This is a genomic window from Rhodococcus sp. MEB032, from assembly GCF_030208925.1.
Classification (GTDB): domain Bacteria; phylum Actinomycetota; class Actinomycetes; order Mycobacteriales; family Mycobacteriaceae; genus Rhodococcus_F; species Rhodococcus_F qingshengii.
In genome coordinates this window covers 22,458-45,475 of the sequence record NZ_JARVSY010000044.1, presented here as the reverse complement: position 1 = coordinate 45,475, position 23,018 = coordinate 22,458, and the positions used below count along the sequence as shown (strand labels likewise).

The 23,018-nt window shown below is 58.6% G+C and carries 19 protein-coding genes and 1 pseudogene; 7 read left to right on the top strand and 13 right to left on the bottom strand.

Translation table 11 applies throughout. The features are described from left to right. Positions 1-256: 256 nt before the first annotated feature. From QRN54_RS30340 to QRN54_RS30325, 4 genes are all read left to right on the top strand, one after another. Positions 257-964 carry a (2Fe-2S)-binding protein gene (locus QRN54_RS30340; RefSeq protein WP_032399709.1) on the top strand — a complete coding sequence of 236 codons (708 nt, stop codon included), beginning with the start codon at positions 257-259 and terminating at the stop codon, positions 962-964. A gap of 338 nt (positions 965-1,302) precedes the next feature. After that, positions 1,303-1,887, top strand: coding sequence for a response regulator transcription factor (locus tag QRN54_RS30335; RefSeq protein ID WP_181991973.1), 585 nt, complete (start codon positions 1,303-1,305; stop codon positions 1,885-1,887). 15 nt (positions 1,888-1,902) lie between these two features. Further along, positions 1,903-3,057 (top strand): uroporphyrinogen-III C-methyltransferase, encoded by a 1,155-nt coding sequence (gene cobA / locus QRN54_RS30330; RefSeq protein WP_080736405.1) that lies wholly within the window; start codon positions 1,903-1,905, stop codon positions 3,055-3,057. A 62-nt stretch (positions 3,058-3,119) separates the two neighbouring features. After that, entirely contained in the window at positions 3,120-3,695 is a 576-nt protein-coding gene (locus tag QRN54_RS30325; protein WP_083471127.1) for a histidine phosphatase family protein, read from the top strand. A gap of 455 nt (positions 3,696-4,150) precedes the next feature. Here the strand turns inward: QRN54_RS30325 and QRN54_RS30320 are convergent, their stop codons facing one another. The 3 genes from QRN54_RS30320 to QRN54_RS30310 form a co-directional block, all read right to left on the bottom strand. Continuing rightward, the gene (locus QRN54_RS30320) at positions 4,151-4,585 is read right to left on the bottom strand and encodes an OsmC family peroxiredoxin (protein ID WP_032399708.1); all 435 of its coding nucleotides are present in this window, start codon (positions 4,583-4,585) and stop codon (positions 4,151-4,153) included. A 7-nt stretch (positions 4,586-4,592) separates the two neighbouring features. After that, positions 4,593-5,207, bottom strand: a complete 615-nt coding sequence (locus QRN54_RS30315; RefSeq protein ID WP_054186930.1) for a cob(I)yrinic acid a,c-diamide adenosyltransferase — start codon at positions 5,205-5,207, stop codon at positions 4,593-4,595. A gap of 79 nt (positions 5,208-5,286) precedes the next feature. Further along, a complete protein-coding gene (locus QRN54_RS30310; RefSeq protein ID WP_032399706.1) occupies positions 5,287-5,997 on the bottom strand; it encodes an MIP/aquaporin family protein in 711 nt (236 codons plus the stop codon). Between the two features lie 307 nt (positions 5,998-6,304). Between QRN54_RS30310 and QRN54_RS30305 the strand changes: the two genes are divergently transcribed. Then, complete coding sequence (locus QRN54_RS30305) at positions 6,305-6,703, top strand: GlcG/HbpS family heme-binding protein (RefSeq protein ID WP_032399705.1); 399 nt, start codon at positions 6,305-6,307, stop codon at positions 6,701-6,703. Positions 6,704-7,504: 801 nt separating this feature from the next. After that, positions 7,505-8,578 carry a nicotinate-nucleotide--dimethylbenzimidazole phosphoribosyltransferase gene (gene cobT / locus QRN54_RS30300; RefSeq protein WP_080736403.1) on the top strand — a complete coding sequence of 358 codons (1,074 nt, stop codon included), beginning with the start codon at positions 7,505-7,507 and terminating at the stop codon, positions 8,576-8,578. 635 nt (positions 8,579-9,213) lie between these two features. On the opposite strand, the gene QRN54_RS30295 is transcribed toward cobT, so the two are convergent. Genes QRN54_RS30295 through QRN54_RS30285 form a run of 3 tightly spaced genes read right to left on the bottom strand, consistent with a single transcriptional unit; the run spans position 9,214 to position 12,025 of the window. Then, positions 9,214-10,218 carry an ABC transporter substrate-binding protein gene (locus tag QRN54_RS30295; RefSeq protein ID WP_054186932.1) on the bottom strand — a complete coding sequence of 335 codons (1,005 nt, stop codon included), beginning with the start codon at positions 10,216-10,218 and terminating at the stop codon, positions 9,214-9,216. Continuing rightward, positions 10,218-10,988 (bottom strand): ABC transporter ATP-binding protein, encoded by a 771-nt coding sequence (locus QRN54_RS30290; protein ID WP_032399702.1) that lies wholly within the window; start codon positions 10,986-10,988, stop codon positions 10,218-10,220. Before QRN54_RS30290 ends, QRN54_RS30295 begins: the two co-directional genes overlap by 1 nt. Then, on the bottom strand, positions 10,988-12,025 hold the full coding sequence (locus QRN54_RS30285; protein WP_054186933.1) for a FecCD family ABC transporter permease: 1,038 nt from the start codon (positions 12,023-12,025) through the stop codon (positions 10,988-10,990). The genes QRN54_RS30290 and QRN54_RS30285 overlap by 1 nt, the downstream gene beginning before the upstream one ends. 775 nt (positions 12,026-12,800) lie before the next feature. Here QRN54_RS30285 and QRN54_RS30280 point away from each other — a divergent pair. After that, a pseudogene (locus QRN54_RS30280) lies at positions 12,801-13,854 on the top strand (alkane 1-monooxygenase). 1,324 nt (positions 13,855-15,178) lie between these two features. Here the strand turns inward: QRN54_RS30280 and QRN54_RS30275 are convergent. The 7 genes from QRN54_RS30275 to QRN54_RS30245 form a co-directional block, all read right to left on the bottom strand. Continuing rightward, entirely contained in the window at positions 15,179-16,204 is a 1,026-nt protein-coding gene (locus QRN54_RS30275; protein ID WP_032399700.1) for a 6-phosphofructokinase, read from the bottom strand. 13 nt (positions 16,205-16,217) lie between these two features. Next, a complete protein-coding gene (dhaK, locus tag QRN54_RS30270) occupies positions 16,218-17,213 on the bottom strand; it encodes a dihydroxyacetone kinase subunit DhaK (protein WP_032399699.1) in 996 nt (331 codons plus the stop codon). A 23-nt stretch (positions 17,214-17,236) separates the two neighbouring features. Next, on the bottom strand, positions 17,237-17,887 hold the full coding sequence (gene dhaL / locus QRN54_RS30265) for a dihydroxyacetone kinase subunit DhaL (protein ID WP_032399698.1): 651 nt from the start codon (positions 17,885-17,887) through the stop codon (positions 17,237-17,239). Then, complete coding sequence (locus QRN54_RS30260; protein WP_032399697.1) at positions 17,884-18,693, bottom strand: HAD-IA family hydrolase; 810 nt, start codon at positions 18,691-18,693, stop codon at positions 17,884-17,886. Before QRN54_RS30260 ends, dhaL begins: the two co-directional genes overlap by 4 nt. Next, positions 18,690-19,547 (bottom strand): class II fructose-bisphosphate aldolase, encoded by an 858-nt coding sequence (locus QRN54_RS30255; protein WP_032399794.1) that lies wholly within the window; start codon positions 19,545-19,547, stop codon positions 18,690-18,692. The genes QRN54_RS30260 and QRN54_RS30255 overlap by 4 nt, the downstream gene beginning before the upstream one ends. A 405-nt stretch (positions 19,548-19,952) precedes the next feature. Continuing rightward, positions 19,953-21,290, bottom strand: a complete 1,338-nt coding sequence (locus QRN54_RS30250; protein WP_032399696.1) for an aminotransferase-like domain-containing protein — start codon at positions 21,288-21,290, stop codon at positions 19,953-19,955. Positions 21,291-22,151: 861 nt separating this feature from the next. Continuing rightward, positions 22,152-22,934, bottom strand: coding sequence for a FadR/GntR family transcriptional regulator (locus tag QRN54_RS30245; protein ID WP_080736400.1), 783 nt, complete (start codon positions 22,932-22,934; stop codon positions 22,152-22,154). Positions 22,935-23,018: the final 84 nt, after the last annotated feature.

Below are 23,018 nucleotides of genomic sequence, written 5' to 3'. Positions count from 1 at the left end.
CGAATGACCTGCACGCCAGACGCATCGATATAGTTATCTGCGTCACGTTGCAACACCGTTGCAACCTCTTTTTCGTGCGAAAACTCTCTATTATGGCCACATTGGTCAGAGAACTCGGCTTGTTTCAAGAAAATACTGACCTGTTGGTCAGGTTGTCTACCGCCTGTTCGGCAGAATCGTCTACCAGATCGGGTTGAAAAATTGTCTACACGCACTACCCGATACGTACTAGCCTCTGCACACTATGAATACAAGCATGCCGAAACCGGATTCCAGGCTGGGAGACATGTCGGAGTTCGGCGAGTATTTCGTCCTGAAGATCGATGACGGACCGGTGTGGCGACCTTTGCCGGAACTCCTCGAATCCGCAACTCTCCGAAAGCTCATCGCGCAAACCCGGTTGACGATGGCGCAAATGTCGAAGTGCGATCCCACATGTGTCCCTGCTGCCGCAGCAGCATCATCGCTGCAGATCAGCATGGTCGCGAGACTTCTCTCGCCGGCTATAGGCGCAACACTCGCGTTCGGTTCGACGCCATCCCCCTCCGGTACCGATTTGCCGCGCTGGCAATTAAAGGGGCATTCGGTCGAATTCTCTTACCAGGTAATAGATTGGCATTCGGGAACCAGTGCACACGAGTCTGCAATACGAATCTCCGACAGCATTCTCAACGGAGTCATCACACCGATCAATACCGGCTTCTTGGCGTCATCATCGATGTCGCACAAAGTGTTACGAGGCAACGTCGCCTCCGCAGCCAACGGTGCTGTCACAGTTCTCGCGATGACACGTCCGGATCTCGAACCCGCTGGGCGAGAACTTGTCCGCGAACTTCTGAATACACCCATGCTGAAAGAGGCCGGCGCGTTCACCGATAGCGGATTTCGGCGCCACAACTGCTGTCTGTTTTACCGGGTCCCTGGCGGTGGACTCTGCGGGGACTGCATTTTGTCACCCAGGTAGCGATAGCAGTGCAACAGTCCGTTGCGCACCATGCAACGTTAATGCAACCATCGCAGGGTTAGTTTTCCCGCCAGACAAGTGGTGTCCCATCCCACACTCGCTTATGAGTCACCCCTACCGCGCCATCGGCCGAACGGAGTCCCGACGTGTGCTCGCCAAGAGCCTGGACGACACCCGATCCCTCGCACCATCAGCCAGTCCATCACGGCCAAGGCGGCACGATCACGCGCGCCGCGCCTGCTGTTCCCAAACTAAGGATACGTGTAGCACTCGTCATGAACGACGAGCTTGTCCGACACGGACTCCTCCACGTCCTCGCGCGTGTCTCCGAGCATCGAATGATCACCGAACTTCCCTACGACAGAACAACAGTCAGCCGCCTGAAAGCCCTCAAGGCAGACCTGATTATCATCGGCGCTGAGGCTGGAGCATCCCTGACGGATTTGGCTCGTTTGTCCCCCACGGCCCGCATCGTCGCGATCACCGACGGCGAGGATCGAACCGTGAGCCCTCTACAGCTCATCCGCGACGGCGCCCACGCGCTCATCGATCGTCGCACTTCTTCTTCGGAACTAGTTGCTACGATTCTCCGGGTCACCTCCGGCCAACACGGCCTGGACGTGTCGAACCTCGATGCCATCTTCGCCGAGATCAGGGCAACGAAAAGTGATGCAGACGCTGCAACATATTCTTGCCTTACCAGGCGCGAGCGCGAAGTACTCAAGCTTGTGACGGACGGACTAGACAACAGGGCAATCGCCGCCAACCTGTTCGTGTCCGAGGCGACGGTGAAGTTTCACGTGCACAACATCATGTCCAAATTGGGTATTCACAAACGCTCAGCGCTTGTCGCGGACGCCCTACGTAGATCCGAACCTCATCGCACTTTCTCTGTACCTCGGTCATCGACGGTCCACGAGTAGACGAAGGCAATCACTATGAGCAACATACACGTCACGGGAACGAATTCTTTCGGACGAGATCCTCTGCAGGCCAAAGCTTCACCTGACCTGACAATCACCGTCGATCTTCCAGTGAACGGAAGGCGCGTTCTAGTCGTCGGTTCGTCATCTGCAGCGATTTCCAAAGCGACTGCGCTGGTTCGAGCCGAGGCGAAGGTCATGATCGTGACCACCACGCCCACCCCAATACTGTCCGAATTGTCAGTGCGGGGCGCAGTCGATCTCCGTCACCGCGAATTCCAAAACGACGACCTGGCTCTGGTGGACCTCGTATTCGCCTGTTCAGGCGATCCTGCCCTCGACACCGTCGTCGCAATCGCTGCACGCAATGCAGGAGTATTCTGTGTCAGCGCCCTCGAGCGCACTGGCGACACCCATCCATCCGCACGAGCAATCGGATCTGTGACCCTGGTCGGCGGCGGACCCGGTGATCCTGGCCTACTCACACTTGCTGGGCGACAAGCGCTATCAGATGCCGACGTCATCATCACTGATCGTTTGGCACCGGTGTCGATCCTCGCAGATATCGCACCGCGCGCCGAGATCATCGATGTGTCAAAGATTCCAGGTGGCCGGCAAACTGAACAGAGTCGGATCAACGAACTGCTAGTGGGCAAGGCACGCGCCAATCTGAACGTCGTGCGACTGAAGGGCGGCGATGGGTTCGTCTTCGGCCGAGGTGGCGAGGAGGTTGAGCACTGTGCACTTCACGGCTTGCAGGTCCGAGTGATTCCTGGCGTCAGCTCGTCCATCGCCGCCCCAGCTAGTGCCATGATCCCAGTGACCCACCGAGGACTCACCCAGGGATTCACCGTTGTGTCCGGGCACGTCCCTCCGCGTCACCCTGATTGCACCGTCGACTATCGAGCACTCGCGCGGACGAATACGACGATCGTACTCATGATGGCTGTCGGGCATCTGCAAGCTATCACCGACGAACTTCTACTCGCGGGCATGTCACCGCAAACCCCCGCAGCAATTATCGCCGACGGCAGCCTTAACACCCAGGCCGAATTGCGAGGCTCTCTGGACTCGATCGCATCCCTCGCCACCGTCGCTCGGGTCAAGCCACCCGCGACCACCGTCATCGGAGCCGTTGCCGGTTTCGTGCCCGTACTTACCCAAACGTGAACGGCGCTAGATCCGATCGAGTCCGAGAACCACGTGAGCGCTTGACAGAAACGGCATACCCGATGACGGTGATCAGCCTCGCCAGCAAAATCTCGCCACCGCGAATATGGCTGGTTCGACATGGAGAATCGACGTGGAATGCACTTGGGTGGATGCAACGCGAAGTCGCACATCCGCCACTGACCCCACGTGGTGTAATTCAAGCGCATTCTGCGGGATATCAGTTGCGCGACAAAGAAATACGTTTGGTAGTCTCCTCGAATGCAGTGCGGGCACTGCAGACAGCCCGCGCCATCTCTGCCATTGTGGGAGCACCAGTTCACGTCGACGCTAGGCTACGTGAGCGAGGATGGGCACGCCGGGCCGCCGACACTCCGCCCACTGCCGTAGACGGAATCACTCCATCCCACGGACCCACGGCTACTCTCGAGGATCCCAGCGGTCGTGTTCGCTGCGTGCTATCGGACCTCGTACACCATCCTGGGCCTATTGTCGTCGTGACTCACGGCGACATCGTCTGCAGCATTCTTGATCTGCTGTCAGCAAGAGATGCGACCACGGTTTTATGGAACAGCGGCACCAAAGTACCGAACGGTGTCGTGCTGCCGCTGGCTGTCGACGTTAATCGGCTCGTCTGACGCCGACGCGGCAGCGTAGACCCACCATAGGTCTAGCCGATTCCCAGTCGCCCTCGAGATAGAAGTGCAGAATCCTGTCGAACTCTACCGACGTAACGTCAAAACCTGGTGTTCCCTTCGGGCAATGACGCATCACTATCGAAGAGTCCGACGCTCTGAAAGCACTGGTTGAATTCGACTTGCCGGCACCGGATCCGAGTCCCAGAGTCGAGTGCCAGTGCGTGCACCAGAGAATCGCTGGAACCGGTCGATATCGAGCGGACCAACCACGGCTGCGATATCTCGATAGCCGATACTCAAACCGACGGTGGCGAGGTCTGTTTACCGCGCGACTCCGATGGTCGCGGAGCGCACCATCGGGCGTTGCCGACGATGGCCGGCGCTATGGACAGCAGCCATCGTCACCTGTGGGTTAATCTCTACGTTCGCAGACACCTATCAGCGCACTCGATCATTCAGGCGACCCGTGCGTGGACGGTCACTTCCACCCTTCCGAGCGCTCTGCCGATCGGACAGACCGATGACGCTGTCTCTGCAACCTCGACAAACCGCTCGTCGGAGATCGTCAGACCGCGGCCCGTCACCGATAGTGTGATACCGGTGATCCCGAAGTCGACCTCGGGTCCACCCTGGAATACTTCTGCCTCCACCAGCAAAATCGGGTTGCTCTCTGACGACTCCGTTGTCAGCAAGGCAGACAACTGCATGCCGTAGCACGACGCATAAGCGGCTGCCAGCAGCTCCTCGGGCGATGTCGCCGTGGCCTTGACTGCAGCGCGAGACTCGAGAGCGTAGTTGAAATGTCCTTGCTGGGATGACGACAATTCGATTGTGCCCGAGCCTTCGGTCAGCGAGCCGTTCCAGCGGACGGTAGATACTCGTGAACTCATCGCCTTCTCACTTCCGTTCGGGGGCTTCGGTCTGCCCTGTTGTTGGATCGTCGCGGTGCGTCTGCCCGCCTGGTCGCCACAGCACGTCACCGTCCGGATTCTCTACTCGGGCAAGGATAAACAGGAGATCGGAAAGCCGGTTGAGGTACCGCAACGCGGCATCGTTGATTTCAGCTTCCCCGGCAAGACACCATGCGCTGCGCTCGGCACGCCGGGCGACAGTGCGCGCATGGTGCAGATACGCCGCAGCTCTCGTACCACCAGGAAGGATGAAGCTGCTCAGCTTCCGCAAATCCGCATTGAACTCATCGCACCAAGCTTCGAGTTGATCGACCTGCGCATCGGTGACCCGCAGCGGCGGATACTCGGGATTGTCCGCTACAGGTGTGCACAGATCGGCGCCGACATCGAAGAGGTCGTTTTGCACTGTGCGAAGGGCATTCGCAGCTCGCGCTGACAGACCGCCGCATGCGATAGCTACTCCGATGACTGCGTTTGTTTCGTCACAGTCCGCGTAGGCGCCGACTCGCACGTCGGACTTGGCTACCCGTGACATGTCGCCCAGCGCGGTAGTCCCCGCATCACCGGTACGCGTGTAGATCCGCGTCAAATGCACTGCCATGGTCGTCCTCACTTTTGTCTGAATCGACTATCTGGCTCGGAAGAACTAAAACCGGACCGCGGTATCGGCGCCCGCACTCTCAGATGAGAGCCATAGCGAGCCATGCCGCGAGCGCCGCGCCGATCAGTGGTCCCACAATCGGCACCCACGAGTATCCCCAACCCGCGTCGGATTTTCCTCGAATCGGCAGAAGTGCGTAGGCGATACGTGGCCCGAGATCGCGGGCAGGGTTGATCGCGAAGCCGGTAGGACCGCCGAGTCCGAATCCAACAGCCATGACAACGAAGGCGACTGCCGCATATCCCAGAGCCGAGTTCGCCTGGGGGTTAGCCAAGATCCATAGGATGAATACGAACGTCGCTACGACCTCCGTTGCCAGGTTCCATGGAGTTTTCTTGATCGCTGGTGCGGTACAAAAGATCCCTCGTGTTCCGCTGTTGTCGTCGTTGTTGTCGAATTGAAGCTTGAATACGACCCAACAGAACGTCGCTCCGACGAGTCCGCCGAGAACCTGAGCGACAATGTAGATCGGTACCGACGACCAGGGAATGCCACCACTGATCGCGACGGCGAGCGTTACTGCAGGATTGAGATGGGCCCCCGATGGTTGGGCGATACTTGCCGCGGTGAAAACACCGAAACCCCAACCGAGCACGATAATCAACCAGTCGCCGCCTCCTCCTTGCGAATACGAGTTCTTGAGCACGACGGCTGCCACCGAACCGTTGCCGATGAGGCAAAGCACGGCAGTTCCGAGGAACTCCCAAGTGAAGATTTGAGCATTGGACATCGCGTTAAGCACCTTCCTGGACATGTGTGGACCCAGTCCCAGCGACACATGCTGTGTGATGGCCCACAGGAATTGTGGGTGGTTGCGCCCTCCTCATGGCCGCCTCACAGATTCTCTAGCCACTTCCTGACCCTCGGCACATACTTTCGATTAGGGTTGCCGCTTCTCGTGCCGAATCCGACGAGTTGTCCGTGACCGGGCGACCTCTGGCACTATGCTCGCCTCGCAGTCACACCCGTCGTCCGTACTACTCATCAGTCGGCCGTCGATTGAAATCGTCAGTCGGCCGTCAATCGGAAGGTTAGTCATGACCTCAATCCCCCTGTCCCGAGCCAAAATCATCGTCGATGCGGCAATCGCCAAAGCCGATGAAATCGGCCAACCGATGAATGTCGCCGTTGTCGATGGTGGCGGCCACCTCGTTGCGTTCGTACGCATGGATGGCGCCATCAAAGCCAGCATCGATATCTCGATCCGCAAGGCCCGCACCTCCATACTGATGAATGCCCCCACCAGCGCACTCATGCCTTTGGTGCAACCAGGCGCTGAGTTGTACGGCCTGGAGCAGACTGCCGGCGGTATGGTTACATTCGGTGGCGGCCTCTTGCTTACTGATGGCGACACCGTTATCGGCGCGATCGGTGTCAGCGCCGGAACGGTCGAAGAGGACATCACCGTGGCGACGGCAGGCGCCGACGCTTGCTGAGAACAATTCGCTGATCTCCGCCCCTGCAACCAGTGGGCCTGCGGGTGGTGCACCTGGCACGTCGGAGCGCCACCCGCCTGCACTGTTGACTTATCAGAGAAAGAACGGATTCTCTTCAGGTCCAACGCGACTCAGTGCACCTTAGGGTCCTTTAGATCGGCGTTCTGGCACATCATATTTCACAGACGCGACCCGACCTTCGTTAGCGCCTGCACCAAATCGGAAACACCGAGCATGCGTGCAATCTCGCCAGTCGCGCAATCTCGCCAGTATTGACACCACTGCCCCGTCGATCGCATGTGCCCATCAAGTCGAACACTGCGCAATCCGTGTCACCATGGAATTCGCGAACGTCGAATTCTCTTTCAAAGATACCGGCATGGTCTGCGCTGGTGCATCTTCCGATGGACCAGTGAAGCAATCGGTTTGGACGGTTCGGAAAATCAACTGGTTTCGCAAGGTCCACTCTGTCGCGGCGCCGTTGCCGCTCATTCACCAGTTATCCAACACCGAATGCGATGCGGCACTGTCTACTCTGCTCCAGTGCATGCCCTGAGTTCGCGAAAGTCGACAATGCGATGTGCGGCGTAAGTGGTACCGTCTTGGCACGTCCGACTGCTGTCGACGGTGATACGCCCGTTGAACGAAGAGCGAAGTCCGATGCAGATCGGGCACATATCACTACGGTATCGCCGGTCATCAGATCAAAGTGTCTGAGCGCTGGCACGTTCCGGTCGCGCATGGAAATACTGCGTCACTGCCCTCACCAGTCACCTGATTTTCTGCCAAGGAGCCGTCTCGATGACTATCTCAGCATCAACCCGACACGATGACGTGACGGTGCCGGAGCCCTCACGACATTTCCGGCAACTGGCCACCCGTCGTCTAGCCCAGCTCGCCGTTCCACCTGGATCGCTCGGCAAGCTGGGTGAGGTTGGCGTATGGATCGCGGCGGCACAAGGTTGCGTCCCTCCTCGCGCCCTGGACGCGGTCCGGCTGGTTATTTTTGCCGGCGACCACGGGGTCGCTGACCACGGCGTATCGGCCTTCCCTTCTGCACTCACCGGCGCCATCACCCGAGCTGCCGTGTGTGGACAACTTGCCACCAACGCCTTGGCTGCCGCCAACAACGTATCTGTTCGAGTGCTAGATATCGCCGTAGACGACGACTTTGATGACATTCCTGATGACCTCCGCACCGCGCTTCAGTTGCATAAGATCCGCAAATCTTGCAGTCCGATACATCAGCAGGACGCGCTTACCGCCGACGAAGTCTCCGAGGCATTGAAGGTTGGTGCCGAAGTAGCAAGAGAAGAGGTAGCGGCGGGCGCGCAGCTTCTCCTCAGCGGCGACCTTGGTATCGGAAACACGACGCCGGCAGCCGCATTGATAGCGGCTCATCTCAGGCTCACAGCTCACTCAACCGTAGGCCGAGGCACAGGTATCGACGATGTCATGCTCGAACACAAAGTCGGCGTTGTGCAACAAGCACTCGACCGAGTAGGTGAGCGCATCAGTGACCCTGTCGACACGTTGGCCGCGCTGGGCAGCGCGGACCTCGCGGCAACAACCGGCTATCTGATCACTGCGGCTCAGCTCAGAGTTCCAGTTCTCCTCGACGGACTCATGGCGGTCGCGTGTGCCCTCACCGCCGACCGAATCGCACCTGGAGCCGCGGCATGGTTCGCCGCCGGCCACCGATCCACCGAACCCGCGCAATCTCTGGCGTTGGACGAGATGGGCCTACAGCCACTAATAGACCTGGGCCTACGAGTCGGTGAGGGTTCTGGTGCCGTCACCGCCGTGCCTTTGGTTCGAAGTGCGATCACACTGCTGCGCGACGTCGCCCTCCTAGACGATCTGTCGGTGCAGTGAACCTATAGGAACGGTCGCCGATGAGGGGTGATCGCTCCATGTCGTGAGGCGACATCTGGTGCCGACAGGTGCCCCCCAAATCGTTATCACACCTCTGGTATCCGGTGATGATCACGCTAACGGGATGATCCAATGATGCCTGTCATCTTCCGATCATCCTAGTACCCCCGCACCAGCGCACCCGCCAAAAGAACCGGAGGAGTGCATTGTTCGCATCTCCCCGCCAAACATCAACCGTCCCGGCGAGGCCCCATCGTTCGCACGGCCTCGTGATCCGGATTGACCTGGCAGCCCCCTGGACAACAACGCGCCCACGATCGTCGAAACGTTGATCCCCGAACCGTTGTCAATACTCACAAAGCTCGAGGTCCACCGCCAGTATTGCCCGTGAGACTCACCCCGATCGACAGTATCGGCTTATGTGTCCATAGCCAAAGGCAGGCCGGCATGGCCACGAACCGGTCAGGATGCAGCATCTCTCTCGCAACGCAGAAGTCACCTAGTGCGATAGGACTATTCACCGTCCGAGAACGAATGAATCCCAGCCACCTAAGACCTGCTGTAGTTGCTGCCCTCTTACCTGGTCTTGCAGGAGGGCAGCAACTACCTGTACCACCGCAAAGAGTTGTGGCAGTTCACAATCCCTTCGAACGCAGGAATTCGGCAATGGCACCAACGGCCTGGGGATTTCGTGGGCCTTCGACCAGCGCGGCGTAGGGCAACGCCATGATGTTGTTCTCTCGGACCGCGATTGTTCCCGACATCAGCGGATTCTGGCGCAGCTGTTCGGTTTTCACCTCGACAGTCTCCCCTACACCCGAATTGTAGTCGACGATGACGATCACTTGAGGGTCACGCTGCGCTGCGGCCTCCCACGATGCCGTAGTCCACGAATTGTCGATATCGTCGAAAATGTTGACTCCACCGGCTTCTCGAAAGATCTGCGATGGTGCGGCGTTACGGCCGGAAGTGAACGGCGCCGGGTCGGCACTGTCGTAGAGGAACACCCGTGCGGGTTCCTGTCCGGTCGGCACCGTCGCGTTCGCGACCGCAATCTGCGATTGGTACTCGGCGACGAGAGAGTCGGCACGGTCGCGGACATCGAATATATCGCCGAGGTTTTCTATGTCTGCGTACAACGCATCGAGAGGATCCATGATGCCTCGCTGTGTTGTGCCGGGCTGGCGGCAAGCCTCGGTAAGCTGGTACGGCGTGGCACCGATACTGCGCACCCAGTCCGGCGTCAGTCCAGTCGACTCCTTGTATCCGTAATTCCAGCCAGCGAAAACGAAATCAGGATTCACCGCCTGAACGGCTTCGCGAGTGAAAGCGTCGCCGATGTCGTGGGTGGACTGAAAGTCTGCTTTCCACGGCGAGGATTCGATGTCCCCTGCCTTGGAGGCCTGCGCTGAATAGCCCACGATGTGATCGGCGAGACCGAGTGCGAACATCATTTCGGTGATGCCGGTGTCGTTGGTCACGACGCGCGCGGGTACACCAGTTACTGTCAGCGGTTCTCCGCAATTGGCGACAGTGACTGCAGGACCCTCGGGTCCTGCAGCGGACTCGACTTCAGCGCCGCAGCCACTGAGGACCAACGTGGCGACTGCCAGTGTCAAAGCCCATTTCGGATGTGTCATCAGTTCTCTTTCTCGTCGAAGATGATCTGGGGGACGCCAAGTCGGGGGTGGGTGATGATATGACCGCCGATGTCGAACCAGCGCCGTAGGGTTTCGGGGGTTATCACCTCGGCTGGGGTACCTGAGCAAACCATTCGCCCGTCGCCGAGGACGAACAATTGGTCGCAGTATTGCGCGGCAAGATTGAGATCGTGCAGAGCGGCGACAATGGTGACACCGAGTGTCTTGGCAGCGGACAGCGCTGCGTATTGATGGTGGACATCGAGGTGATTGGTCGGCTCGTCCAGCACGAGGACACTCGGTTGTTGTGCGAACGCGCGGGCGATGAGGACTCGTTGACGTTCCCCTCCGGACAAAGACAGAAAACTTCGCTCCGCCAGATGGTGTGCGTCGGCGCGGATCATCGCGTCCTCGCAGACCAGATCATCGTTCGCCCGTCCTTTCGAGAAAAGTCCCCCGTGCGGAAGCCTGCCAGTAGCAACCACTTCCGCCGATGTGAAATCAAACTGCAGCGGAGAATCCTGGGTCAATGCGGCCACTTGTAATGCGTTGGTGCGCATGCTGACAACCTGATTGTCGATACCACCCACCCGCACGACTCCTCCCGTCGGGGATAGTGCTCGATACAGGCAGCGCAGCAACGTCGACTTACCGCTTCCGTTCGGTCCCACTACGCCGACGAACCGCCCCGACTCGATCGACATAGTAATCTCGCGCACGATCACGGTCCCACCGATGGCGACCTCTACGTCGTCGTATTCCACGCGCATCAACCGGCCCCCATGAGCGCACCGCGTCGTCGCATCAAGAGCACGAACACCGGCACGCCGACTGCTGCCGTGATAGCACCGAGAGGAAGCTCCTGCGGGGGTACCACTGTCCGGGCCAGAAGGTCAGCGCTGACCAGGAACACCGCACCCAGGACAGGGGTCACCACGATCAACCGTGTGTGGTCGGCGCCGACCATCATTCGGGCGACATGAGGTACCACCAGACCGACGAAGCCGACCGCGCCGCAGATTGAGACGAAACAACCCGTCATCGCTGCCGCAACGACGAAGAGCAGCAAGCGAAACTTGGAGGCATCCAGACCAAGCGCAGCACTGACTTCATCCCCCATCGCCAGTGCGTTCAGCCGTCGCGCGCAGACTGCGATAATTCCCAAGCCTGTCGCGGCGACCGTCACTGCCAGTGGCACCATCTGCCACGTCGCGGCCGAGAGGCTACCGAGTAGCCAGAACATGACACTGCGTGCACTGTCCCCGTGGGGGGCGAGAAAAACCAGAACCGTAGTGATCGCGGAAAAGCCATAACCCAGAGCAGTTCCGGTGAGAACTAGCCGCAGTGGAATCAAACCGACCGACGACCTCGCCATTAGGTATACCAAGAACGTTGCAGCTAGAGCACCCGCGAATGCAGCAGTGGACAGAGCGTAGATCCCTAGGGCGCCAAACGCCCCGAACAAGACCACCAAAGTGGCACCGACCGAGGCGCCGGAGGAGATTCCGAGGACATAAGGGTCAGCAAGTGCATTGCGAACCATCGCCTGAACCACAAGTCCGACAGCACTGAGACCGGCGCCGATAACGATTGCCAGCAGAACCCGAGGTAGACGTGAATCAATGATGATGCGGTAGTTAGGCAATTCGACCGCAGTGACGGTTCCGCCACTGAGTTCGGCCCAGATTATGGAGCAAACTTCGCGCCACGGAATGTGGGCGGTGCCCAGCATCAGCGCGATCACCGACACCACCAACAGCGCGACAGCGCATGTAACGGTCAATGCAGTCACCGATGTCCGACGCATCCGCTGGCCTGTCCTCGCTAATCGTCAACAGAGACCTGTCGACTCGTTCGGGTGTTCGCAAACGACGAGGACAGATCGTGAGGATGATCTGCATCCCGTCGATGTTGCCCCTGCTGAGTCGACAAGCGACCGCGCAGGCAGCGCGGCCACGTCGGTAGGCCTTCGAAGTCCTCTGGAAGCCCGATGGCACTTTCGTTTCGTTCGCTTCCCCGAACCTGATCGGACTCAGTGCCGGTGACCGCGGTCGTTCCCGCGTACCGCTGCGGGACAATTTCGATCAGTACTGTGCTTCCCGCCTACTATCCGGTGATCTGGGACCACCGGAATCAACGCATCGCGACTCTAACACCACCCCGATCGTCGACTGCACCTCCGACAACTTGGAGACCGCGAAATCTGTCAAACTCTGAACGGAGGAACGTGGGGGTTCGAGAGGGTTTGACCACCCATCATATGTCGATCATGGCGGCGTTCGAACCGGTCGTCGATCAGCCGAACCGGTTCCTCGCGAGACGTTCGGGGCTCGTTCCTTTCCACACCTGCGGGAACTGCACGTCATCGTCGTCGTCACCATGGGCACACTTGCTCACGTCGATATCGCTCCAGTACCAACTGGAATCCGATCGGCGACAATAATCGAGGCCTCCGGGGAAGTGAGCAGACTATGTGTACCTATTTATCTGTAGCTTTCTACAGCAAAATGAGATACACATCTCGTACGCTCGACTAAAAATCAATAGTATGACGCCCCCGATTTTGGGACCGCAAACGCTGTTTGTGGCCACTGGGGCTGGTGCTTCCAACGAGTCCATTCCTGTCGTGGATTCTCGTCGAGCACGTGCGCCTGGGACTGTTCTGGGCCACCCGCGCATGGGTCCTGGTTCTTGTCGTCCCGCTCATCGTTGTCGCAGTCGGCGAAGACGGAGAATCCCCGCCCGGCACCATGATCACCACTCTGCGGAAGGACCCTACTACCGGTGGTGCACCTATCTTTTCTTGCCCTTACGCCGGGCTCATCTTCTCGTGTTGGTGTTGGGTTCATGCTCCCATGGCAACAGGTGAGCGAATCGCACTCGCCATGACAGTCGGCGTGGTCGCCGACGTTAGCATCAACGCAACCATGAACTCGGCCATAAGAGCGACTTTCTCGAACGGTGGCTAGCGAAAACCTTTCTTGCTCAATCGCTCTACGGACACTTCTACATCGAAAACAACCACGGAAATCACGTGAACGTCGCCACCCCGCGTGACCCGGCGAGTGCCCGGTTCGGAGAAGGTTTCTGGGCCCTTCTCCCGCGCAGCATCATCGGAGGGCTGCGATCTAGCTGGGTGATTGAGGCGGCTCGACTGCGCCAACAAGGAAAAGTCATTTTCTGTCACCGACAAACAACATCATTCAGGCTTGGACGCTGAGCTCCGCCCTCTACACAGTTTTGATAGCCGCGTTCGGGTGGGAAGTCCTACCCTGGTTGCTGCTTCAAGCTGCCACGGGAATTACGTTCCTCGAAGCGGCCAACTACCGCGAACACTACGGACTGCTGCGCGCCCGCCGCACAGACGGCGGCTTCGTCAAAGCCTGTCCCGAAGACCATCTCGTCTCGAACCTGTTCCTCTGCCAACTTCTACGTCACAGCGACCACCACGCCAATCCGCGGCTGCGCTACCAGTCACTACGCACTGCCCCCACCGCACCGCAACTTCCCGCCGGGTATGCGGTAATGATCGTCTGCGCCGCGATACCCCCACTCTGGCCAGAGTGGGGGTATCGCGTACTCGACTGCTATGAAAACAATTTCGACCTCGTCCACAACAAAGCCAGACCGTTATGACCCGCAACCGGCCTTCGAACAATCCCGATTGCACATGCAATACCGGCGCCGACCCATATACAGCGACCAACGCGGTCCGGCACTAGCATTCTCATGCCAGGCAAACGCGGGCGGCACCGAGTCCAGAAATCATCGGCGCGCCATCGAGTTTCTTCTGAAACAACCCGACGCGCACATACACCGACGCCGATGCCTCGATCTGATCACCCACACTGCACACGCCGACGGCACCGCTACCCGCGACTGCCGTGCCGCCGAGATATTCCTACTTTCCACCGCTGATAGGCTCCGTCCCCGAAAGGGCATGCTCGCCCAAGGATTCGAAATGAAATAACGGGCCTGGCTGTCCAACCCCGACATGATCGCGAAACGCCCGACGAACTACTGCGGTAAACAATGAAACTACGAATCACGGTTTTCTCAAATCAGGACGTCCACAGGATCTTTGATGTGGTTCCTTGTCCTTGCCGGCATTTCACTGAGGGAAAACCGAATTAACCAACGGCCGCCCCAGCGCGGGTATATCTGTTCGGAGCGGCGCCGCCATCAACGACGACGATCCAGCGGCCATACCGGACAGAAACCAAAGGTCTAAGCGATGCCGGCATGTTGACACTTCAGATTCCGTACCTTCATCAAATGCTGGTTACCGTCTCGCAGCGCCATCCGATGAATGAAGAATCGACAAACTCGGAGAGACAAGCCTCATCGAGCCTCGACCGACATGGTCGATATTGCACCAATTCAGTTACACAGCAATGGATCCGGCGGTTTCGTCGCACCTCTAGATGCTCCACGAAGGGTATGACATCCGAAGTGTCGCAGCGGCTCGAGCATCAGGTCAGCGCACCACCAAAGTGCCGATTCGAACTGACTTCGCCCCCATGCCGCGCTGAGTGACACAACGATATCCGCCACCGTGTTGATTCACTCAGATCGACCATCCGGGCTATACACGAGCAACCCTGCACCCTGCGATTGGCGGCTCATTCGATTTCAGGCCAGGAGCCGGTCCAGCTCGTGCGTTCTGTTCAACCACCGCCTGTGTGCCGACCCCGAATTCGTGATCAGGATCGAGTCAAGCAATCACGCTGGGCCTTGACCGGGTCCTCGTGATCTGGTCGGCACTGCTGGTCAATAACACGCAACTGCTCCGCCATTTGGTCGTTTCATAGAGTTCCGGAATGCACTGCAAGATAACGAAATAACCCGAAGAAAACCTTCGAAATCAAGTTGAAGGTGCCGTCGAGATTCAACGGTTGGATAGGGCTACGTAGCTCCGGATAGCCCCAGCGCGATGTTCCTGTCGTCCTCTAGACTGCCGTCATCCGAACAAAGTTGCGGCCTCGAACCAGCGGTTCACCGGAACCGTCTTGAGTTCCGAGACTGCATCTTTGAGAGGCACGCTCACGAGTTCAGTTCCACGTGCAGCAACCATGGTTCCACATCGACTCTCGTGAACCGCACGCACCGCAGCCATTCCCATCCGAGTTGCGAGCACCCGATCGAACGCAGTCGGAACAGCGCCGCGTTGGATGTATCCTAGAGTGGTGCAACGTGATTCGATGCCTGTTTCGGATTCGATCAACGGTGCGAGGATGTCACCTATGCCGCCCAGACGTGGACGACCGAATGTGTCTAGTCCGTGCCGATGGTGCGGTGCGTCCATGACATCCAATGCGAATCCTTCAGCAACAACGATCAGCGGTGTACGACCACGCTCGCGAGTACTCTCCACCCAGTGACAGATCTGGCTTATCGAGGATTTCACTTCCGGAATCAGGATCGCGTGCGCACTGGATGCGATACCAGCGTGCAACGCGATCCATCCGGCGTTTCGGCCCATAACCTCGACGACCATGCACCTGCGATGAGCTTCTCCTGAAGTCTGAATACGATCGATTGCCTCAGTTGCTACTTCTACTGCCGTGTCGAAACCGAAGCTGTAGTCGGTTGCGGAGAGATCGTTGTCGATCGTCTTCGGGACACCGATGACATCAACCCCTCCACTTTGCAGCTTTGCAGCAACCGACAGCGTACCTTCTCCACCAATAGCGATGAGAGCGTCGATGCCTGATTCTTTTAGTGCGGTGTAGACGGTGCGGTCGTCGAGGCCAGACACGAAGGGGTTGGTTCGAGAAGTCCCCAAAACTGTTCCACCCAAACGGTTAAGGCCTCGTACCGCGCGCCAATCCAATTCAACGTAGTCTCGTTCTATCACACCACGCCAACCATCCTTGAAACCTACGAACTCATCAGAATGTTCGCGCGTGCCCTGCAACACCGCTCCTCGTATGACCGCATTCAAGCCAGGACAGTCTCCACCGCTTGTCAGGATGCCTAATCGCATGACGTCGCTACGTTCAGAAAATCCGCAATGCGGTGCTCGCCGGCGCATCCAAGAACGATGAAATCTCGTCGTCGAGTTCCAACATCGTGACCGAGGCACCTGCCATGTCAAGAGCGGTGCAATAGTTGCCGACATATGACCGCGCGACGTCGATGCCCTTGCTCGCCAATCGTTGGTGCGCGTGACCGTAGAGCAGATAGAGCTCACTGATCGGTGTGGATCCGAGTCCGTTAATCATCAGCGCCACTTGCGATCCCGGCTTGAACGGCTTGTCGGAGACCACCATATCCACCATGTCGTCGGCGATTTCGTTGGCAGTTCTCAATTTTTCGCGTCGGCGACCCGGCTCGCCATGAATTCCGACTCCGAATTCGATTTCGTCAGCTGCCAGGTCGAACAACGGGGCCGACTTTGCCGGGGGCGAGCATGCCGTCAACGCGACACCGATCGATCGCATGTTTGCATTTACGCGCTCACCGATGGCGCGCACCTCGTCGAGTGTGTGCCCCTTCTCTGCAGCTGCCCCGACCGCCTTGATCACGAAGAAGTTACCTGCGACGCCTCGTCGACCAATCGTGTACGTGGAATCCTGCACTGCCACATCGTCATCGACGAAAAGGAGCTGAGCTTGAATTCCCTCCGCTTCGACCATTTCCTGGGCCATTTCGAAGACCATACGGTCACCGGTGTAATTGTTGACCAGAAGTAGCACTCCTGCGTCTGTTGCTACTTGGCGTATCGCCGCGAGTACGTAGTCCAGTGGCGGAGCGGCGAACACATCTCCTGGGCATGCTACATCGAGCATGCCGGGGCCGACGTTCATGACGTGGGCGGGTTCGTGACCGGAACCGGAGCCTTGCACAATGCCCACTTTGTTGTCGACGGGCGCATCGGCACGGACGATCAGGTTGTACTTCGGTTCGTAGCGGAGTGTGTCCGGGTTAGCCCGGGCGATACCAGTGAGAATCTCTGCTACGAAGTCCTTCGGATCGTTGACGAACCGCTTCATTTTGATGTCTCCTAAATTCAGTGTCAGATGTTGGATTCGTTGACAGTCGTTTGCCAGATTTGAGCGATGTTCTCCGTGATGACGGCTACCGCTACGGCACCTGGATCTTCGTGACCGATGCTGCGCTCACCGACGTAGCTTGCGCGTCCTCGCCTTGCCTGAAGCTCTTTCGTACTCTCCGCCCCTCTGCGGGCGGCTGCGGCAACGGCCTTCGCAACTTCTCCGGGCGGTGCCGCGCGGTCGGACCAAACCTCGAGTTCATCGCGTAGTGGACCGAGGGCGTCGAGTAAGGTCTTGTCACCGATCGACGCGCCTCCGCGCTGCTGGATACCTGTGATCGCACCATCGATCAGTGCGAGCACGTCGCCGAGGTCCAGTTCCGAACGGCCTTCTACTGCACTCCCTGCGCGCAAAAAGCCAGTTCCCCAGATGGGCCCGGAAGTGCCGCCGAGTCGGGTTGCCAGGATCGAGGCAACGCCTTTCAGGAAGGTAGACGGGCTCGAATTATCCAATGTATCCCAGTTTTCCAACACCGACTCGAAACCGCGCGCCAAGGAATAGCCGAAGTCTCCGTCACCGGCGACAGCGTCCAGTTCACTGAAGTAGGTTTCGTTCTTCAGCGCCGTGTCAGCAACGATTTGTACTGCGACGCTGACTGTTTCAACTGAGTTCATCGGTGCTCCCGGGGATTGTTCGTCGTGGTTGAGGTTGCATGGCAGATTCCCAATAGCCTGTTGAGTGAATCGAGAGTGACGACGTCGCCGAAGCCGATGTCGTATTTGTCGGAGATCACCTTCAGCGGCTCATTCGGGTCGCCAAGTGAGCTGACCACAGCTGCGGCGGAGGAGAATGTCTCGGTAAGGGTGTAACTGCTGGGCGTCACAACACAGGTCAGGTTCGCCGATACCGCAGCGCGCAACCCGACGGCACTGTCTTCGATCACTATCGCCTGCTCAGGTGTAACACCAAGTCGGTCGAGTGCCAGCTGGTATATATCCGGCGCCGGCTTCTTTTTGGGTACCACGTCACCTGCGAACACTGGTATCCGAGAGGATGTTTCGGATCCCACTACCGAATCCAGGACTGACTTCACCGATTCTGGTGCTGACGTGGATGCAACTGCTACCTTCCATCCGGCTGTCAGCGCCGATCCGATGAGTCGGGCAACCCCCGGTCGCGGTGGCATCACTCCAGCTTCCACCATTGCTCGGTAGATCTCAGTCTTTGCTTTGTGGATGGTGTGGACGAGCGTCAGCCGTTCGGAGCCCTGGGACAAGTTGGCGTCCGCTAGAGCCGCTGCAATTCGTTCCTTGCCACCTCCGATGAGCACCAGGGTTGCGTAGTCATCTTCGGTCCAGTGGATCGGAACCCCCGTTCTTTCGAATGCGCGGTTGAATGCTGGCAGGTGTCCGAATCGTTCGGTATCGGCAAGCACGCCGTCGCAGTCGAAGATCAGAGCGCGAGTCGCATTGCTACTCATGCGGTCCCTGAACTTCCGAACTGGCGCATGAGTTGCGAGATCATTACGTGGATTTCGCGGGCCGTGTGCCCGAACAGAGATGGAGGGTCCCACTTGTCTTCGACTTCGCTTGTTTGCAAGAATTCCAGACTGGACTGCATGTAAGTCATCTTCAGCGCCGTCGAGATATTGACCTTTGCACAGCCTCGTGAGATCAGCTTTGCAAAGTCCGACTCGCTCAGCCCACTGCCTCCGTGTAGCGCAATGGGCACACCGGCTGCCTTAACTATGTCATCGACTCGATCGAAATCGAGTGTGGGCCGCTTCTTGTACACACCGTGTGCGTTCCCGATCGCGGGCGCAAAGACATCGACCCCTGTTTCTCGAACGAAATCGAGCACTACCTGCAGTGGTTGCCGCTCCGCCTCGTCGTCGGACCCGTGGCCGTCCTCCACTCCCGTAATAGATTCGATCTCGCCTTCAACATGGGCGCCGTAACGCCTTGCCTCAGCGACAACTTCGATCGTTTGGCGCTGATTCTCCGCAACAGGAAGTTCTGATGCATCGAATAGAACTGAATTCCATCCTTGCTCAAGACATTCGGAAATGACCAATCTGTCAGGACAGTGGTCGAGGTGAAGCGAGACAGGGACATCGATTCCGGCAGTCATCGCTGTCCACATCGCCGATAGCGTCTTTGCACCAACACTGCGAACTGTCTTGACCGACGTCTGGATTATGACTGGCGATCTCTCTGCCACGGCGGCGGCAAGCACGGCCTCCATAGTCAGGTCGTTGAAAATATTGACCGCAGGAACGCCGTACCGTTTGTCGAACGCGTCCTCGATAATGACATTCAGCGGTACTACTGGCACGTGATTCACTCCTTCTTCCGCAACGGTTGACAGACAGGCAGATTGGCGACCTGTTGAGCCCTCGACTCGAAGTGGGCAGCGTCCAGCTCGAGGTGAGGCCATGTTGAACTGATGGAACGCTCGGCTACGACGCTGGACATCTCGTCGCTGGATAGTGGCAGCATCCGCCCGAGTCGTTCGACAGTCACGCCGCCTGTCCAATGATTGTGCTGTGGAGCACAGTACGCACGCCGACAAAGTGCAATCAACTAAATGTCCTGGATACAATCTGCGACCGAAAGCAAGCCGCGAGACAATGACGTCACCCGCCATGAACAACGCCACGGCGCGTTGTTCATTTGATCAGACTTACGCGAGCACGCAGCCACTAATTCCTTGTTCGCGGATGCGAGGAAGCTCAGTGCATCAGAGCACTGTGTGTTCGCGTACGACCTGGGCAACCTTGCAGAGTGCCGCACGGAGAACATCGAGGTCGACAGATCCCACCGCCACCCGAACGGCATGGGGGATGTCTTGCGTCGTTGCGAATGGTTCAGCAGTGGAGACTGACACGTTTTGATGCATGAGTTCGGCAGCGATGCGATCCGCTCGCGCCTCTCCGGTCAGAGGGATCCACAGAATGTATGATGTTGGATGGCCTACAACGTCGATACCCTCGAATACTTCGCGAGCAACCGACTGACGTCTACGCGCGTCTGCGCGCTTCTTCTCTTCGAGCCTGGCGACAGTTCCGTCGTCAAGCCATTCAGATGCGATCGCGGTGACCAAGGCCGGCGTATTCCACGTTGTTGCGCGAATGGCCCTCTCGATCAGCGGCACGGAAACCGACGGGGCCGCAACGAAACCAAAGCGCAATCCGGTGGCTACACTCTTGGAGAGCGTCGATACGTAGACTGTCAGCTCCGGAGCGAGTGCCGCGAGAGGCTCGGGTGCGCCTTCTGCAAGGAAAGCGTACGTAGCGTCCTCGATGATGTGAAGTCCATATGCTCGGGCAATCTCGACTAGTTGTAGCCGCACTTCCAGGGTTGTGACCCAACCGAGTGGATTGTGAAGCGTAGGCATTGTGTAGATCGCACGGACTCTTCGCGTGGCGCACAGTCGCGCCAGAGCGCCGAGATCGGGGCCGTCCGATGTGATCGGAATCGGCGCCAGTTCGAGGCTGTGAGCCCTTGCGACCATTTTGAATCCCGGATAGCTCAGTGCGTCGATCGCGACTACGTCGCCGGGCTGCAAAAGTGCAATAGCGGTCACCGCCAGTCCATGCTGGGCGCCGCTGACGATTAGGACCCGATCGCTGGTTGCTGGAACGCCGTGGCGGCGTAGATGCCGGGCCACTGCTCCTCGTTCGTGACGCCGACCACCGTGAGGTTGATATCGCAACAAGGCTTCGAGATCACCTTGCGACGATAGATTGCGGAGCGCTCGGCGTAGTAATTCGTCCTGCCCTCCTAACGACGGCGCGTTGAAGTTCAGATCTACCAAGTCGAGCGCCGGCGCGTGCTGGTCCATTCCAGTTCCAGGCGGCAAGAACGTCTCTCGAACAAAGGTACCTCTGCCCGTTTCTCCGCTCACCAAACCCATTGCCGCTAGTTCCGCGTACACACGCGACGCAGTCGCCAGAGCCAGCCCCTCATCCGCTGCAAGTTCGCGATGCGTAGGCAATTTGGTACCGGGCGCGAGTCGCGCAGAACGAATGTCGCCAGCTAACCTGTCGACCACATTTTTGTAACGTGCTCGAGGCATTTGGCGATTATATGCCGAACAATCCCTTGATTGCAATGAACCATGGGCTGCTTTGCGCGCCGAACCGTCCAGATGCGAGCGAGGAAGAGCGAACCCGCTTGGGCCCAGCTCCATGGTAACGAAAAGTCGAGTGCCCATGCCGTGTTGGCGCTTTCGGTACTGCCTACATCGACATGAGACGTGGGGCCTAGACGGAGGCGGGGGTCGATTTTAGGCGGCGAGACTCGGACTCGGCCCTGATGCCACTTTCGGCGGCTGAGGCAGAGGCAACCAAGGACGTCGCCGAGGACACAGAAGATGACCACATGGCGCCGCGACGTAGAACGGCGCCTATGCGCCGGCGTGGACTCATCCGAGAGAAACTCTCCCGTACCCGACACTAGTGGCGTCTGCGCTTATGACAGCGAACTGGCTCTGTCCACTTTGGACGCGATCGCCCGAAGATTCAGTTCCATTGTCGAACAGTATGATTGCTGGTCCTCTACAAAGGGCGAAAGCGTCGGCGATGAATGCGACGCAAGTTCTTGCTTGTCGCGGACCTGGGTGAATCCGCGATCCCCCGACCGAACCAACAGTATTATCAGCCATTTTTTGCGGTTGACAGCGGATACCCTTCACCCCATGAACAATTTGACATCCTTTGCACCACTGCATGATTACAGCTTCAACAGCGGCGGGCAGGGAGTAAAGGTTCTACGACGGCAGATAGCTTGCGAACGAGATCTGCCTTCTCTCGTACTGCCCTTTGAACTCGGTCCGACTACCGCAATAGGAATGCACCGGTCAGACGCCCACTATATGAAATTAGCCTCCGTGCCTCATATCCACGAACGCGGACATACCAAGCGGTGGGGTTTTTGTTTATGTGTGGGGTTGGCGTTGGGATATGGCTCGTTCCATGATTTCGAGGTCGATGAGGGTGTGTTGGCGGGCGATTTCGCGGGCGTGGTTGCTGTGTCCGGCGCAGATCGCCTCGACTAGTGATGTGTGGTCGGTGAGGGCTCGGGGTTCCATGATCGCCATGGTGTCGGTGTCGCCCCAGAGGTGGTGGGGTGCTCCGATCGATACGGTGGCTTCGAGTCGGAGCAGGACGTCGCGCAGTGTTGCGTTGTGTGCGCTGTCGATGATCGTGAGGTGGAGTCGGGAGTCTGCTTGTTGCGAGGGTAGGCCGGATGCGGCGTTGCGGTAGTCGGCCAGGCAGGCGTGTAGGGCGGTGATGTCCTCTGGCGTGCGGTTCTGGGCTGCGGCTTCGGCGATGGTTCCGTGCAGTCGACTCACTGCGTCCATGGTGTCGCGCAGTGTGTCCCATCGTGCGGTGAGTTCGCGGTGTGCGCTGGTGTCGGTGTCGTTGCCGGAGGAGGGGCGGACGTAGGATCCGCCGCCGCGGCCTCGTTGGGTGTCGAGCAGGCCGCGTGCGGTGAGCCGCGCGAGTGCTTGTCGGACTGTTTCGCGGCCGACTCCCAATGTCGCTGCGAGGTTTCGTTCGGCGGGTAGTCGTGCGCCGGGGAGGTATTCGCCGACCGTGATGGCGGTGACCAGTCGGGCTTCGATGTCGTCGACTCGTGAGGTGCTGCTCAGAGGCGCTTTCAACGTTCCGGTTCGGGGAGCGTCGGGGCCGCGGGGGATGGGATTCGTGCCGGCCATGCTTGCTCCTGCCTGCTCGCGGTGCGGGTAAAGGGGTGGGTAACGAGAGTGTTAACCCAGTGTAAATGGCCTTGCGCCTAGACC